Source organism: Streptomyces sp. NPDC048171 (assembly GCF_043202655.1).
In the GTDB taxonomy this organism is placed as follows: domain Bacteria; phylum Actinomycetota; class Actinomycetes; order Streptomycetales; family Streptomycetaceae; genus Streptomyces.
The window spans coordinates 382,709-398,748 of sequence record NZ_JBIDAU010000003.1 but is presented as its reverse complement, the minus strand read 5'-3'; the positions used below and the strand labels follow the sequence as shown (position 1 = coordinate 398,748).

Sequence of the window (16,040 nt, the reverse complement as noted above, 5' to 3'; positions counted from 1 at the left end):
ACTCGGGCAGGCCCGGCAACAGCTCTACTGCAAGGAGGCACGGGTGCCGCTGCTGACCCGCATCACGGGACCGCGCGATCTGGACCGGCTCAGCCTGGAAGAGCTGGGCGGCCTGGCAGAGGAGATCCGCACCTTCCTGGTCGACGCCGTGTCCAAGACCGGCGGCCACCTCGGCCCCAACCTCGGCGTGGTGGAACTCACCCTCGCCCTGCACCGCGTCTTCGACTCCCCGAAGGACAAGGTGCTCTGGGACACGGGCCACCAGTCCTACGTGCACAAGCTGCTCACCGGCCGCCAGGACTTCTCCAGGCTGAAGATGAAGGGCGGCCTGTCCGGCTACCCCGCGCAGGCCGAGTCCGAGCACGACGTCATCGAGAACAGCCACGCCTCCACGGTGCTCGGCTGGGCCGACGGCATCGCCAAGGCCAACCAGGTCCTCGACCGCGACGACCACGTGGTCGCGGTCATCGGCGACGGCGCCCTCACCGGCGGCATGGCCTGGGAGGCGCTGAACAACATCGCCGCCGCCAAGGACCGCCCCCTCGTCATCGTCGTCAACGACAACGAGCGCTCCTACGCGCCCACCATCGGCGGCCTCGCCGACCACCTGGCGACCCTGCGCACCACCGACGGCTACGAGCGCTTCCTGGCCCGCACCAAGGAGGTCCTGGAGCGCACCCCGGTCGTCGGCCGCCCGCTCTACGACACCCTGCACGGCGCCAAGAAGGGCCTGAAGGACTTCATCGCCCCGCAGGGCATGTTCGAGGACCTCGGCCTGAAGTACGTCGGCCCGATCGACGGCCACGACCTGGAGGCCCTGGAGTCCGCGCTCACCCGCGCCAAGCGCTTCGGCGGTCCGGTCATCGTGCACTGCCTCACCGAGAAGGGCCGCGGCTACCAGCCCGCCCTCCAGGACGAGGCCGACCGCTTCCACGCCGTCGGCAAGATCCACCCCGACACCGGCCTGCCCATCTCCACCTCCGGCGCCGACTGGACCAGCGTCTTCGGTGAGGAGATGGTGAAGATCGGCGAGGAGCGGGAGGACGTGGTCGCCATCACGGCCGCCATGCTCCAGCCGGTCGGCCTCGACAAGTTCGCCAAGGCCTTCCCCGACCGCGTCTACGACGTCGGCATCGCCGAGCAGCACGGCGCGGTCTCCGCGGCCGGGCTCGCCCACGGCGGGGTGCACCCGGTCTTCGCCGTGTACGCCACCTTCCTCAACCGCGCCTTCGACCAGGTGCTGATGGACGTGGCCCTGCACAAGTGCGGCGTCACCTTCGTGCTGGACCGCGCCGGTGTCACCGGCACCGACGGCGCCTCCCACAACGGCATGTGGGACATGTCGATCCTCCAGGTCGTCCCCGGCCTGCGGCTGGCCGCCCCGCGCGACGCCGACCAGGTCCGCGCCCAGCTGCGCGAGGCCGTCGAGGTCGACGACGCGCCGACCGTGGTCCGCTTCTCCAAGGGCGCCGTCGGCCCCGCCGTACCCGCCGTCGGCCGCGTCGGCGGCATGGACGTGCTGCGCGCCCCCGGCACCGACACCCCGGACGTCCTGCTGGTCTCCGTCGGCGCGCTCGCGCCGATGTGCCTGGAGGTGGCGGACCTGCTGGACAAGCAGGGCATCTCCACCACCGTGGTCGACCCGCGCTGGGTGAAGCCGGTCGACGAGGCCATGGCGCCCCTCGCCGAGCGCCACCGCGTGGTCGTCACCGTCGAGGACAACTCGCGCGTCGGCGGTGTCGGCTCCGCCGTCGCCCAGGCGCTGCGCGACGCGGGCGTGGACGTGCCGCTGCGCGACTTCGGCATCCCGCCGCGCTTCCTCGACCACGCCTCCCGTGCCGAGGTCCTGGCCGAGATCGGGCTCACCGCGCCCGACATCGCCCGCCAGGTCACCGGTCTGGTCGCCAAGCTCGACGGCCGCTACGACCGCACGGGCGCCGACGCGGACGCCGTGCAGGCGGCCCGCGACTGACGGAGCGCCAGCGCTGTTGCGCCGATGGGCCGGTCTCTCCACCCGTTGCGGTGGTGAAACCGGCCCATCCGCGTGAATCGGCTCACGCCGGGGCATACGCAGTACGCCCCCCTCTCGATCATGTCGGGGACGACAAGCGTCGGAGGTACGCGTGAGCAACAGCAGTCTTTTCAGGACCAAGAAGATCGAGCAGTCGATCCGGGACACGGAGGAACCGGAGCACGCGCTCAAGAAATCCCTGTCCGCGCTGGATCTGACCGTCTTCGGCGTCGGTGTCATCATCGGCACCGGCATCTTCGTACTCACCGGCACGGTCGCCAAGAACAACGCCGGGCCCTCCGTGGCCCTGGCCTTCGTGGTCGCCGGTGTGGTGTGCGGGCTCGCCGCGCTCTGCTATGCCGAGTTCGCCTCCACCGTCCCGGTGGCGGGTTCCGCCTACACCTTCTCCTACGCCTCGCTCGGCGAACTGCCGGCCTGGATCATCGGCTGGGACCTGGTCCTGGAGTTCGCGCTGGGCACGGCGGTGGTGGCCGTCGGCTGGTCGGGGTACATCCGCTCGTTCTTCGACAACGCCGGCGTGACGTTCCCCGAGACCCTGGGCGGCCGGGACGGGGCCGACGGCTTCGGCTTCGACATCCTCGCCGCCGCCCTGGTGCTGGTGCTCACCGGGATCCTCGTGCTCGGCATGAAGCTCTCGGCGCGGATCACCTCGCTCGTGGTCGCCATCAAGGTGACCGTCGTCCTCATCGTGATCATCGCGGGTGCCTTCTTCATCAAGGGTTCCAACTACGACCCCTTCGTCCCGAAGTCGCAGCCGGTGGATGCCGGGGCGGGGCTCGACTCGCCACTGATCCAGCTGATGTTCGGCTGGGCACCGGCGAACTTCGGAGTCATGGGCATCTTCACCGCGGCCTCGGTCGTCTTCTTCGCCTTCATCGGCTTCGACATCGTCGCCACGGCCGCCGAGGAGACCCGCAACCCGCAGCGCGACATGCCCCGCGGCATCCTCGGTTCGCTGTTCATCTGCACCGCCCTGTACGTCGCCGTCTCGATCGTCGTCACCGGCATGCAGCACTACAGCGAGCTGTCCGTCGACGCCCCGCTCGCCGACGCCTTCAAGTCCACCGGGCACCCCTTCTTCGCCGGCGTGATCAGCTTCGGCGCCGCCGTCGGCCTGACCACGGTGTGCATGATCCTGCTGCTCGGCCAGACCCGGGTCTTCTTCGCGATGAGCCGCGACGGACTGCTGCCGCGCTTCTTCTCCCGCGTCCACCCGAAGTTCCGGACGCCGTACCGGCCGACCATCCTGCTCGGCGTGATCATCGCGATCGTGGCCGGCTTCACCAGCCTGAGCGAGCTGGCCGAGCTGGTGAACATCGGCACGCTGTTCGCGTTCGTCATCGTGGCGATCAGCGTGATCATCCTGCGCCGGACCCGCCCGGACCTGCCGCGCGCCTTCCGCACCCCGCTGGTCCCGGTGCTGCCGATCGTGTCGGTGGCCGCGTCGCTCTGGCTGATGCTGAACCTGCCCGCCGAGACCTGGGTCCGGTTCGGCGTCTGGATGGCCATCGGCGTCGTCGTGTACTTCCTCTACAGCCGCACCCACAGCCGTCTGGGCCGCGGCGAGGACACCACCCCTCCGCCCCCGGCCGGCCAGTAGCCGGACGAAGCCGGCGCCCGGTCCCGGAGCAGCACCTCCGCGACCGGGCGCTCGCCGTCACCGGGGCCGTACGCCCCGAGGCCCCGTCACCTCCGCGCCCAGTTCCGTCACCCGGCGGTGCGGCTCGCGGTCGGCCGTCGTCACGGGGCGGTGAGGGGTGGTCTGTGTGACGGGGCCGGTCAGGTGGTCGTGGCGGCTGGGGGGGCGTCAGTGCGCGGTCGACGGGTTTCGCGGTTCGTGTCGTCGCTATCGGGGCCGTACGGTCCGTGGGCCGGTGACCTCCGCGCCCAGTTCCGTCACCCGGCGGCGCAGCTCGCGGTCGGCCGTCACCACGAGGACGGGGCGGTGGCCGGCGGCCCGTTCGACCAGCTCGACCATGTGGTCGTCCCCGCTGCCGGGCGCCGACTCCACCCGCACGCCCGCCACGGACTCCACGCCCCGCGCCGCGCCCTCCACCACCAGCACGACCTCCACCGGCCCGGTGCGCCCCGGCACCCCGTCCGCCGCCAGCCGGTCCCGCAGGCGCTCCGCGGCCCCGCGCCGGTCGCGCCACCAGCCGTCGGGCACCGAGCCGACCACGTTCGCGGCGTCGACGATCACGAGCAGGGGTGCGTTGTCGTCCATGCGGTCAGGGTCGCACGCGGCCGCCGTCCCTCGACGGCACCCGATCGACACGGAGCCGGTGCCCCCGCTTAGAGTGGTGCGGTGAATGGCGACTGGCTTCTCCTCGGCCGCGACGGCCGCCTCAGCGTGTACCTCCCGACCGACGACGCCGCCCTCTGGCGTGCCGAACGCGTGCCCGCGGGCGCCTGGGAGGCCCCGCGCCGCCTCGGTGGCGACCAGGCACTGCGCCCCGGCCTCGCGGTCGGCAGGGGCCCCGACGGCTACGCCCATCTGGTCGCCTGGCGGCCGACCGGCGCCGACCGGTCCGGACTCGTGCACACCACGCACTTCCGGCCGCTGCTCGCCCCCCTGGACTGGGAGCCGGCCGGCCACCCCAACAAGCAGGGCGACCGCACCGGGACGCCGGCCGTCGCGGTCGACGCCCAGGGGCGCGCCCACGTCTTCGTCCGCAACGGGGGCGGCGGCCTGAGCATGGTGGCCCAGAAGGAGAAGGGCGGCTGGGACCCCTGGCGCGACCTGAAGGGCCGCGGTGTCCAGGAGGCACCCACGGCGGCGACGGCCGAGACCGGTCTGGTCGAGGTGTACGCACCCGCCCCGGACGGCATCCTGCACTGGCGTCAGGACAAGGCGGGTGCGCGGCCGGTGCTGCGGGAGCGCCTCGACGCGGCGGTCCGCCCGGGCACCCTGCGCGCGCTCGCGACCTCCAGCGGGCACACCACCGTCCTCTACACCGACGACGGCACCGGTGAGCTGTGCGCCTGGCGCCCCGGCGGCAAGCCCACGCCCCTGCTGGCCGCCGCGGGACCCGGCCCCGTGTCCGCCGTCCGCTGTGTCATAGACGGTCACGACTGCACGGTGGTCGCCCAGCGCTCGGCGGGCAGCGGCCGGATCGCCTTCGCCGCGTACCCCTCGGAACTGGAGGAGATGGGCGCGGCCTGGACGGAATCGGGCCCCACTCTGCCGGCCGACGCGACGGTCTCCCTGGCGCTGGACGCCGACGGACGCCTGGTGGCCGCGACGCTCTCCCCGTCCACCGGGCAGCTCCACCTCACCCGGCGGAAGGACGAGGCGGGGCTGGCGCTGGGGGCGTGGCAGGCCGTCTGAGGCCGCCCGGCGGCCCGGTGACGGACGCATGGGGAACTGGTGAACGAACGGCATATGATGTTCCGCGTTCGACGGTCCCTGTCCGTGACACGGCGGGCTTCAGGAAGGTGCAGCAGGCCATGCGGAGAAAGTCGGCGGCCCCGGTCGGCACGGCCGGCCGGGTCGGGCCCGGCACCGCGGAGCGCGGGCACGACCGCGCGGTCGGCGAGGCGCACGGCGACTGGCTCACCCTCGGCAGGGACGGCCGCCTCAGCCTCTACCTGCCCGTCGAGGGCGGCCTGGTGCGCTGGACGGAGACGGCCGTGGGCGGCCCCGACTGGAGCGGGCCGCACTTCGTGCCCGTCGCGGGGCTGACCGACCTGACGGTGGTGCAGGGGGCCGACACCTACGTCCACTTCCTGGGCCGCCGGGAGCGCGAGCGTTCCGACGGCGCGCCGGGCGTGGACGTGGTGCACGCCATCCAGTACCAGACCGGACTGGCCTTCACCGAATGGCGCTCGCTGGGCAACCCGCACCGCGACCGCGCCGAGGGCCGGGGACTCGGCGTGCCCGCGGGCGCGGTCGCGTCCGACGGCACGGTGCACGTCTTCGTACGCAACGCGAACGGCGGCCTGTCGCTGCGCCGGGAGGCGCCGAACGGCAAGTGGCGCGCCTGGGAGGACCTGCACGGCAAGGGAATCGACGGACCGCCCGCGCCGGTCGCGCTGTCCGGCGGCCGGCTGGAGGTCTGCGCCGCCTCCGCGTCGGGCGTCCTGCTGTGGCGCCAGACCGGACCGGGCGGCGACTTCGCAGGCCCTCAGGGCCTCGCCCTGCGTCCGGTGCCGGGCACGGTCACCGCGGTGGAGACCGGGCCGGACCGGTCCACGTACTTCTGGACCGACGCCGAGAGCGGCGGAGCGGCCGCGTGGCGGGAGGGCGACTGGCCCGCCGCGCTGGGCGGATCGCCGGCCGAGCGGCCCTACGCCTCCCTGCGCACGGCCGTGGACGGCTACGACTGCGTCGTCCTCGCCCACCGGACCCGGGACGGTTCCGCGCTGTTCGGCATGGGCGCCACGGAGAACGAGACCGGCGGATTCTGGTGGTACGCCCTGGCCGAGTCGTGCCAGGGCGTACCGGCCCTGGCACGCGACGGACACGGGCGCGTGGTGATGGCGCTGATCGGGGCCGACGGCAGCCCGAAAGTGGCCCGCCAGGACGACGGCACCGGCCTCGCCCTCACCCGCTGGCGAACCCTCGGGAGCTGAGCGGCCGGCGCCGCGCGGCGCCCCGCGGGCGTCCTGGGCGGGCGTCCTGGTGGGGGATCAGCCGCCCGTCGCGGGCGACTTCTTGGCGGACTCGGGGATCTCGGAGTCCGACCGGACGGCCTTCCACAAGTCGGTGGCCTGGGGTTCGGCGGCCACGACGCGGTTCGGGTCGGCCTTGTCGTACGCCACCGGCAGCATGATCGTCTCCATGGTGGCGGGGTCGACCCCGTTCATGCTGCGCGCGAAGTCCGCCAGGCTGGTCAGCGAGGCCAGTTCGGAGTCCGTGGTGAGCGCGGCGGTGAGGCTGTCGGCGATCTTGTACGTCTTGGTGGGGCTGCCCAGCAGGTCCTGCTTCTTGACCTCGCTCAGCAGCGCGATCAGGAACTCCTGCTGGAGGCCGATGCGGCCGAGGTCGCTGCCGTCGCCCACCCCGTGCCGGGTGCGCACGAAGGCCAGGGACTCGGTGCCGTCCAGGGTGTGGGTGCCGGCGCTCAGGTCCAGGCCGCTGGCGGGGTCCTTGATGGGCTCCTCGACGGTGACGGGCACCCCGCCGATGGCGTCGACCAGGCCCTTGAACCCGGCGAAGTCGATCTCCATGTAGTGGTCCATGCGGACGCCGGACATCTTCTCCACGGTCTTGACCACGCAGGCCGGTCCGGCCTGCGAGTACACGGAGTTGAACATCACGCGCTCCGCCTCCGGCAGTGCGGAGCCGTCGGACTTCTCGCACTCGGGGCGGGTGACCAGGGTGTCGCGCGGGATGCTCACGGCGACGGCCTGCTTGCGGCCCTCGGGTATGTGCACCACCAGGGCCGTGTCCGAACGGGCCCCGGCGACCTTGCCGGTGCCGAGCGAGGCGTTGTCGCCGGCGCGCGAGTCCGAGCCGAGGACCAGCAGGTTCTGTCCCGACGTCGGCAGCTTCTCCGGGCGGTCGCTGCCGAGGGCCTTGTCCAGGTCGACCCCGTCGATGTTCCCGTTCAGGCCGCTGTAGAGCCAGTAGCCGGTGCCGCCGAGGGCGAGCAGGAGCACGACGAGCGACAGCAGGACGATCCGTCCCCAGCGTCTGCGGCGGCGTGGCGCGCGGCGACCGCCGTCCGGCGCGGCCCGGCGGGCACGCCGAGGCTCCGTGGTGGCGCTGTGCGTCATGGTGGTGGGTTCCTCTCCTCACGGGCTCCGCGATGGCGGAGTCGCAGGGCCCGGGTGGGGGGAGGCCGGCCCGCTGGGCGGTCGTGTCAGTGCGAGCACTATATGTGCTCACGCCCAGTCATTTTGCGAGTGGGGAACCATAGCGGGTAACAGCGATGTACGCCACATTAACTCCCCTTGACCAGCCTTAAGGGTGACATAAGATGTGGCGAACCTGTGACGGCTGTGAAGGGGGGCTTTCCGGCGGTCAGGGGTTTCCGGTGTGGCGTTCGCGGTGGGGGCCGCGGCCGCGCCGGACAGGGGAGGGGCGTCCAGTGCGGACTGTTCGGCAGCCCGCTGGGCGAAATGTCTTGGTAGGAGTACGAGTTGGTGGATCACCCGCGTCTGAGCATCGTCGTGCCCTTTCAGGACGTCGAGACCTATCTCGCCGAATGCCTGGAGTCGATCGCGCGTCAGTCGTTCCGTGACTTCGAGGTGATCCTCGTCGACGACGGCTCCACCGACGGCTCCTCGCGGATCGCCGCCGACTTCTGCGCCGCCGACCCGCGCTTCCGGATGATCCGCCAGGAGCCGCAGGGTCCCGGGCACGCCCGCAACACCGGCCTGCGCGCCATGCACCCCCAGGGTGAGTTCCTCGCCTTCGTCGACGGGGACGACGTCATCCCCGAGTACGCCTACGGCCTGCTGGTCCGCACGCTGGAGGGGTCCGAGTCGGACTTCGTCTCGGGCAACGTGCAGATGATGAACTCCACCAAGAAGTGGCAGTCGCCGCTGCACAAGGGCCCGATGCAGAAGAACCGGCGGGGCACGCACATCACCCGGTTCGAGGCACTGATCTACGACCGCACCGTCTGGAACAAGATGTTCCGGCGGTCCTTCTGGGACTACCACTACATCGCGTTCCCCGAGGGCGTCATGTACGAGGACTCCTGGGTCAACATGTACGCCCACTTCCGCGCCGCCAAGGTCGACGTCGTCACCGACATCGTGTACTTCTGGCGCCGCCGCGAGGGCGGGGCCGCGCCCTCGATCACCCAGCGCCACACCGAGCTGTCCAACCTGCGGGACCGGGTCGCCGCGGTCCGGTCGGTCAGCCGCTTCCTGGCCGACCGGCGCTCGCGCCAGTACGAGGAGAGCAAGCGCAAGTACGACCTCGCCTGCCTGAAGTCCGACCTGATGCTGCACCTCAAGGTGCTGCCGGACGCGGACGAGGAGTACCGGCAGTCGTTCATGCGGTGGGCCAACGAGTTCCTCGACGAGACCGACCTCACCATCATCGACGAACTGCCCGCGGACGCCCGGGTCAAGTGGCTGCTGGTGCGCGAATGGCGGCTGGCCGAGCTGCTGGAGGTCATCGAGTTCGAGCGCCGCGGCGGCCCGATGCCGGTCCAGCGCCGCTTCCGGCGCTACCTGAAGTACCCCTACCTCGGGGACCGCGGGGTCGGCCTCGACAAGAAGGCGTTCCGGCTCGACAAGGAACTCTCCCTGCACGGCTCGCTCGGCGGGGCCCACTGGAGCACCAACGGCCATCTGCTGACCCTCGCCGGAAGCGCGTACGTGCGCTTCATCAACGTGCACAAGCGGCACATGTCGGTGAAGGCGATCGCCCTGCGGAACAAGAAGCAGGGGCGGATGGTGATCACCCCGGCGAGGACCACCTACGCGCCCCAGGCCACCGAGCACTCCAACCAGAACCGCTACTGCTACGACTGGGCCGGCTTCGAGGCCCGGATCGACACGACCCGGCTGAAGCGCAAGGGCGAGTGGGTCGAGGGCACCTGGGACGTGGCCGCGGGTGTCCTCAGCCGCGGGCTCTTCCGCTACCGGGGCATCGACCGGGGCAGCGCGGGAAGCTCCGCCAACCCGCCGTACCGCTACGTCGACAAGAACACCCGCATCCTCCCGGTCTTCCTCCAGGGCAAGCTGAAGCTCCGGGTCGAGATCGTCCGCTGCCGGATCACCGCCCACCGCGTGACCGGCGACCAGCTGGAGGTGCGCGGGGTCTACCTCGGGCCGCGCGTGCCGGAATGGGGCAAGCTGCGCGTCACCAGCCTCAGCGGCGCGGGCCAGCACGACGGCCGCGTGTACTTCACGGCGGGCGGCGAGGGGTGGTGCACGTTCTCGGCCAGGCTGCCGCTGCGCTCGCTGGTGCCTGCCTTCCGGGCCGACGCCCAGGCCGACGCGGACATCCCGGAGTCCTGGAGCATGGGCAGCAACGGCTGGAAGACCACCCTCCACGTGGAGGGCCGCAAGGGCGCCCTCTACCCGGTCATGGCCGAGGAGACGCCCGACGGCCACTACCGCATGCCCGGCGAGCTGCAGACCCGGGAGGGCGACCGCGAGGTCGTGGTGCACCGCAACGGCTCGGGCTACCTCGTCCTCTTCGAGCGCGCCACCCTGCCGACGGTGAATCGATTCTTCTGGCATCAGGACGGCTCGCTCGAGATCCACGGCCGCTACCTGGCCGCGGACCGGCTCTCGCCGCGCGAGTACCAGGACGCCCACCTGGTAGTCCGCTCCCGGGCGCACGGCGCGGAGCGCGAGGTCCCCGTCGAGTGGGACGGCAACGCGTTCCGCTGCCTGGTCAGCCCGGCCGCCATGCGGACGCTGGCCGGCGACATCCCGCTCGCGGCCGGCCGCTGGGACTTCTTCCTGCGCCGGCAGGACCTCTCGGCGGTGGCCCGCGAGGACCGGCTCGAAGACCTGACGGTGAAGATCGAGCAGGATCTCGTCGGCGCCTTCCCCGAGGAGTACGAGGAGGACGAGCGCCGCTACGAACTCCAGGCCGAGGCGTACGACCGGCTCTCCCTGCTCGTCCACTCCGCCATGCCCGACTACGCCCGCGGCCCCTACCGCCAGAAGCTGCTGCGCACCAAGGCGTACCCGGCGGCCCGCCGGCAGCGGGTGCGCCCCGCCGTCCTCTTCGACGCCTTCAAGGGCACCCAGTACTCGGACAGCCCCCGCGCCCTGCACGAGGAACTGCTCCGGCGCGGCACCGACCTCGAACAGCTGTGGGTGGTGCGCGACGACCAGGTGGAGGTGCCGCCCAGCGCGATCCCGATCCGCATGTGGTCGCCCGAGTGGTACGAGGCCCTGGCCACCAGCCGGTACGTCGTCGCCAACAACCACCTCCCCGACTGGTTCCAGCGGCGCGACGGCCAGATCGTCGTGCAGACCTGGCACGGCACCCCGCTGAAGAAGATCGGCCACGACATCGAGTCCATCCACTTCGCCGACCAGCGCTACCTGGAACGGGTCGAGAAGGAGGTGCGGAACTGGGACATGCTGGTCTCGCCCAACAGCTTCTCCACCCCGATCCTCCAGCGCGCCTTCGGATTCCCCGGGGAGATGGTCGAGTCGGGCTACCCCCGCAACGACGTCCTCCGGCTGCCCGGCACCGAGGAGCGGGAGCGGGAGATCCGCCGCCGCATCGGCCTGCCCGAGGGCAAGCGGGTCGTGATGTACGCGCCCACCTGGCGCGACGACCAGTACTACGCGCCCGGCAAGTACAAGCTGGACTTCCGCATCGACCTCGCGGACGCCCGCGCCCGGCTGGGCGACGAGCACGTCCTCCTGGTCCGCCGCCACCCCAACGTCGTGGACCCGGTGCCCGGCGCCGGCGACGGCTTCGTCTTCGACGTCTCCGACTACCCGGACATGGCCGAACTCTCCCTGATCACCGACATCATGATCACGGACTACTCCTCCCTGATGTTCGACTACGTCAACACCGGGCGGCCCATCCTCTTCTTCACCTACGACCTCGACCACTACCGGGACACCCTGCGCGGCTTCTACTTCGACTTCGCGAGCAGCGCACCCGGCCCCCTCCTGCACACCTCCGAGGCGCTGGTGACGGCCGTCGAGCGGATCGACCGGATCGAGGAGGCCTACGCCGACCGGTACCGCTGGTTCCAGCGCGAGTTCTGCGACCTGGACGACGGTTACGCCTCCGCCCGGCTCGCCGACCGGATGCTCGTGGCGGGCGGCGACCTCCCTCCCGGCCAGGCCCAGGCACCGGCCGTGGGCACCGTCGACACCCGGCAGGCGGGCCGGCCCATGACGCCGGTCCAGGGCCGTGCCGGGAGCTGGTTCACCGCGCCGCGCCGGACGGTGCAACCAGGGCCCGCCGCCGCGTCGGTGGTCGGTGCGGTGCCCGCGCAGCCCGGTGCGGAGCACGCCGGGTCCTCGCAGCTCATGCCTGACGGGCGGACCTTCGAGGGCGCGGTCGTATGACGCCGGCACTCGGCGGGCCCTCAGCCGGTGTCCACCCGGACCAGCAGCGCGCGGTGGTCGGAGACGCCGGTGTCGCGCACCGTGCAGCCGGACCTGGGCAGGCCGGTGAACAGATAGTCCAGCTTGTGACCGGACTCGTGCGTCGGGCGCCCGGAGCGGTCGGCGGCGAAGTCCTGGTCGCACTCCCGGTAGTCGCGGTAGACGGCGTCGGGCCACACCCAGCGGGACGCGTTGCGGGCGCTCGGCGGGTTCAGGTTGAAGTCGCCGCCGAACACGGTGCGCCGCCGCGGCACCGCCGCCACCAGCGCACGCAACTGGTCGTCGCGGTACTCCCGGCCGGGATGCGCCAGGTCGCTGCCGGGCAGGCTCAGGTGGGCGTTGCACACCCGGACGCCGGCCTTGCCGACCGTCGCGCACAGGATGCCGCGCCCCAGTCCGGCCACCGGCTGGCGCGAGGGCACCGACCGCACCGAGGACAGCGGGTGGGCCGAGAGCAGGGCGAGGCCGGCCGCGCCCTGCCCGCGCCCGTCGCACCGCACAGTGCCGGAACGCCCGGCCCGGTCGCGCGAGGTGTAGGGACGGAAGGCGAGCTGCCAGGGACCGCCGAGATCGTCGCGGACCGACTCCGCCTCGGCGGCGCAGGCCTCCTGGAGCAGCACCACGTCGGCACCCTCGCCGGCCAGCCGTTCCACCGCCCGCCTCTTGGCGGCGGCACCGCCGGTCTCCGCGCAGTTCCACCGCCGCACGCCGCACATGTTCCAGGACGCCACGGTCAGGACGCGCTCCGCCGGGAGGGACCGCACCGTCCCCCGCGCGGTCAGCACCGGCACCAGCGTGACCAGGAGCGCCGACAGCGCGAGCACCGTGACCACGGCGACGAGGCCGCGACGACGGCGCGGGCCGGTGAGGAGCGGGAAGTCCGGCAGAGGCATCCCGCCATCATGTCCGATCGACCGAACCGGCCTACGGGGGCGGTCATGAGAGTGGAGTTCCGTACATGTCCAAGGCGCCCGCGCGGAAGATGTTCAACGGGATCGAGGCGTCGGGCCCGTTTCCGGTCGAGTACCGGTTCTCCCACGCCAAGAGCGGCAACCGCCACCTCGTCGTGGTGTTCGCCAACTTCTCCGCGCCCGAGGACTACGGCTGGTGCAACGGCGTCTTCGACAACGTACGCGCCAACATCCTCTGGATCCGCGACCGCTTCGACGGGATGAACGCCTACTACCTCTGCCGGAACATGGACTTCGGCCTGGCGGACTCGGTACAGACCCTCATCTCGAACGTCACGCGGTCGCTGGGGCTGACGCCGGACCAGGTCACCCTCTGGGGCGGCTCCAAGGGCGGCAGCGCCGCGCTGTACTTCGGGATGCGGTACGGGTACCGGAACATCGTGGCCATCGTGCCGCAGTTCCTCGTCGGGGACGCACTGGAGCGGCGGCACCCGAAGGTCTCCGCCTACATGCTGGGCGAGGGCGCGCCGGCGCACAACGCGCGGTTCCTCGACGCGCTCCTCCCCGACCTGGTGCGGGCCCGCGCGAACAGCGCCGCCAACATCTACGTGCTCTCCTCACCCCAGGACGAGCACTACGCGGTGCAGGTGGAGCCGTTCCTCGGCATGTTCCAGGGCTACGACAACTTCAACTTCCTGTACAGCGAGTCGCCGACGATCACCGGCCACGCCACGGTCACCCGGCGCAACGTCCCGGCGCTCGTCGGTCTGCTGAACCTGCTCGCCGACGGCTACGCACCGCGCCTCGGGTTCGTGCGCCACGCCGCCGAGGAGTTCGACCGGGAGACGTCGGACATCGAGGCCTACCTCTCCGCCACCTCGAAGGTGCAGACCGCCGAGGCGTTCGCGCCGCCCGTGGTGACGGCCCCGGCCTACAACGGCGAGGCCCCCTCCACCGGCCTCCGCTTCGCCGGGACGGCCCAAGGGGCGGTGCGGGTCAGCATGTGGGAGAGCGGCAAGTTCGTGGCGTCGCCGGAGGTCGCGGCCGACGGCTCCTGGTCCTGGGCGCCGGCCAAGCCGTGGGCGACCGGCAAGCACCTGGTCAAGATCTTCGCGGTCGACCCGGCCGGGTTCCACTCCAGCCGGGTCGAGGTGCCCTTCACGGTGGCCGACCGCCCCGTCCCCACGGGGCCGACCCCGCCTGTCGTCGCCGTACCCGGACCGGGGCAGCAGGTGGGGCCGTCGGTCGCCTTCCACGGGACCGCGCCGGGCGCGGTCCAGGTCGGTTTCCGCGAGAACGGCGTGCCGCTGGGCGCGGTGGCGGTCGCGCCGGACGGCGTCTGGGGCTGGGACCCGGGCTGGTCCTGGCCGGAGGGGACGCACCTGGTCGAGGTGGCCGGGGTGGACGCGCACGGCACGGAGTCCGCCCCGGCCGCGGCCGCCTTCACGGTCCTGCACCAGGCCGTGCCCGTCGGTCACCTCCCGCCGCGGTACTGAGCAACGACGGTCCGGACGACGAACAACTCACGAGTGGAAGCCACACATGCCGACTGCACCGCCGAAAGCACGCGAGCTGATCAGCGGGATCGACACCTCGGGCCCGTATCCCGTCGAGTACCGGTTCACGCACGGGAAGGGCGGCAACCGCCATCTCCTCGTCGTGTTCTCCAACTTCGGCGTGCCCGACGACTACGGCTGGTCGAACGGCGTCCTCAACCCGGTGCGGGCCAACATCCTCTGGATCCGTGACCGGTTCCGCGGCATGCGGAGCTACTACCTGTGCGAGGGGATGGACTTCTCCCTGGAGCAGTCCGTGATCGGGGTCGTCTCCAAGGTGATGAACGCCCTCGACCTGACCCCGGACCGGGTCACCCTGTGGGGCGGCTCCAAGGGCGGCAGCGCGGCCCTCTACTTCGGCCTGCGCTACGGCTTCGGCAACATCGTCTCCATCGTGCCGCAGTTCCTCATCGGCACCTACGTGAAGACGGTGCACCCCAAGGTCGCCCGGTTCATGCTGGGCGAGGGGGTGCCGGAGGAGAACGTCCGCGTGGTCGACGCGCTCCTCCCGGACCTGGTGCGCTCGGGCGTGGGCCGGCAGTCCAACATCTACCTGCTCACCTCGCCGCAGGACGAGCAGTACCAGGAGCAGGTCGAACCCTTCCTCGGCCTCTTCCAGGGGTACGACAACTTCAACCTCGTCTACAGCGAGTCCCCGCACATCACCCGCCACTCGGACGTCACCCGACGCAACGTGCCCTTCCTCATGGGCCTCGTCAACATGCTCTCCGACGGGCTCGCCCCGCGGCTGGGCATGGTGCGCAACGGGTACGAGGAGCCGGACCGTGACACCTCGGCCATCAAGGGCTATCTGTCCGCCACCTCGGCCGAGCGGCCCAGCACCATCGCCATGCCGGTGGTCTCCCACCCGGCACCGGACACCGAACTGCCGACGAACGGCGTGTACTTCACCGGCACCGCCCCCGGCGCGGTCCGCGTGAGCCTGTGGGAGCACGGCAAGTTCCTGGGCAAGGCGGCCGTGGCCGCGGACGGCGTCTGGTCCTGGCAGCGGGACAAGCCGTGGAGCAAGGGCAAGCACCTGGTGAAGGCCGTCGCGTGGGACGCGGAGGGCCGCAAGACCAGGGGCACCGCCGTCCCGTTCACCGCGGTGGCCGGTGCCCCGGCCGCCGGTGCGGGCGCGATTCCGGCCCAGCCCGCGGCGCCCCTGGACGTCGCGCCCATGGGCGGCGGGCTGCCCGCGCCCACCGTCCACTCGCCGGTGGCGTACGAGCAGATCGGCGGGTCGGCCGTGCGCTTCACCGGCCTGGCCAGGGGCGCCGCGCAGGTGGGGTTCCGGGCGGGCGGCACGCTCCTGGGCGGGAGCCCGGTCGCGGTCGACGGACGCTGGGCCTGGGACTCCGGCTGGCCGTGGCAGGAGGGCCGGCACACGGTGGAGGTCTTCGCCGTGGACGCGGCGGGAACCGAGTCCCCAGCGACGCCGGTCCCCTTCGCCGTCGCGCACGTCACGGCGGGCGCGACACCGTACGGCTACTGACCCGGCCTCCCGCATGCGAGAGGGCCCCCGCCACACGTGGCGGGGGCCCTCTC

Annotated in this window: 10 protein-coding genes; 7 read left to right on the top strand and 3 right to left on the bottom strand. The window is 72.0% G+C overall.

Annotated elements, in window-relative coordinates:
- The first annotated feature begins 43 nt into the window (after positions 1-43).
- Together dxs and ACGF3J_RS10520 are read left to right on the top strand one after the other, a co-directional pair.
- On the top strand, positions 44-1,972 hold the full coding sequence (gene dxs / locus ACGF3J_RS10525) for a 1-deoxy-D-xylulose-5-phosphate synthase (protein WP_161330581.1): 1,929 nt from the start codon (positions 44-46) through the stop codon (positions 1,970-1,972).
- A gap of 151 nt (positions 1,973-2,123) precedes the next feature.
- A complete protein-coding gene (locus ACGF3J_RS10520) occupies positions 2,124-3,632 on the top strand; it encodes an amino acid permease (RefSeq protein ID WP_161330582.1) in 1,509 nt (502 codons plus the stop codon).
- A 246-nt stretch (positions 3,633-3,878) separates the two neighbouring features.
- Here ACGF3J_RS10520 and ACGF3J_RS10515 read toward each other — a convergent pair whose 3' ends face one another.
- Entirely contained in the window at positions 3,879-4,256 is a 378-nt protein-coding gene (locus ACGF3J_RS10515; protein ID WP_393853912.1) for an NTP pyrophosphohydrolase, read from the bottom strand.
- 81 nt (positions 4,257-4,337) lie between these two features.
- Here ACGF3J_RS10515 and ACGF3J_RS10510 point away from each other — a divergent pair, with 81 nt between their 5' ends.
- Both ACGF3J_RS10510 and ACGF3J_RS10505 read left to right on the top strand, forming a co-directional pair.
- Positions 4,338-5,360: a hypothetical protein gene (locus tag ACGF3J_RS10510; protein WP_393853911.1), complete on the top strand. Its 1,023-nt coding sequence runs from the start codon at positions 4,338-4,340 to the stop codon at positions 5,358-5,360.
- A 119-nt stretch (positions 5,361-5,479) separates the two neighbouring features.
- Entirely contained in the window at positions 5,480-6,604 is a 1,125-nt protein-coding gene (locus ACGF3J_RS10505) for a hypothetical protein (protein WP_393853910.1), read from the top strand.
- Positions 6,605-6,661: 57 nt separating this feature from the next.
- Here ACGF3J_RS10505 and ACGF3J_RS10500 read toward each other — a convergent pair whose 3' ends face one another.
- Positions 6,662-7,750, bottom strand: coding sequence for an LCP family protein (locus ACGF3J_RS10500; RefSeq protein WP_393853909.1), 1,089 nt, complete (start codon positions 7,748-7,750; stop codon positions 6,662-6,664).
- A 366-nt stretch (positions 7,751-8,116) separates the two neighbouring features.
- Here ACGF3J_RS10500 and ACGF3J_RS10495 point away from each other — a divergent pair, with 366 nt between their 5' ends.
- Positions 8,117-11,986: a CDP-glycerol glycerophosphotransferase family protein gene (locus tag ACGF3J_RS10495; protein ID WP_393853908.1), complete on the top strand. Its 3,870-nt coding sequence runs from the start codon at positions 8,117-8,119 to the stop codon at positions 11,984-11,986.
- A gap of 20 nt (positions 11,987-12,006) precedes the next feature.
- Here ACGF3J_RS10495 and ACGF3J_RS10490 read toward each other — a convergent pair whose 3' ends face one another.
- Positions 12,007-12,918 carry an endonuclease/exonuclease/phosphatase family protein gene (locus ACGF3J_RS10490; protein WP_393853907.1) on the bottom strand — a complete coding sequence of 304 codons (912 nt, stop codon included), beginning with the start codon at positions 12,916-12,918 and terminating at the stop codon, positions 12,007-12,009.
- Between the two features lie 65 nt (positions 12,919-12,983).
- Between ACGF3J_RS10490 and ACGF3J_RS10485 the strand changes: the two genes are divergently transcribed.
- Both ACGF3J_RS10485 and ACGF3J_RS10480 read left to right on the top strand, forming a co-directional pair.
- The gene (locus tag ACGF3J_RS10485; protein ID WP_393853906.1) at positions 12,984-14,432 is read left to right on the top strand and encodes a hypothetical protein; all 1,449 of its coding nucleotides are present in this window, start codon (positions 12,984-12,986) and stop codon (positions 14,430-14,432) included.
- Positions 14,433-14,478: 46 nt separating this feature from the next.
- A complete protein-coding gene (locus ACGF3J_RS10480) occupies positions 14,479-15,987 on the top strand; it encodes a hypothetical protein (RefSeq protein WP_393853905.1) in 1,509 nt (502 codons plus the stop codon).
- The last annotated feature ends 53 nt before the right edge of the window (positions 15,988-16,040 follow it).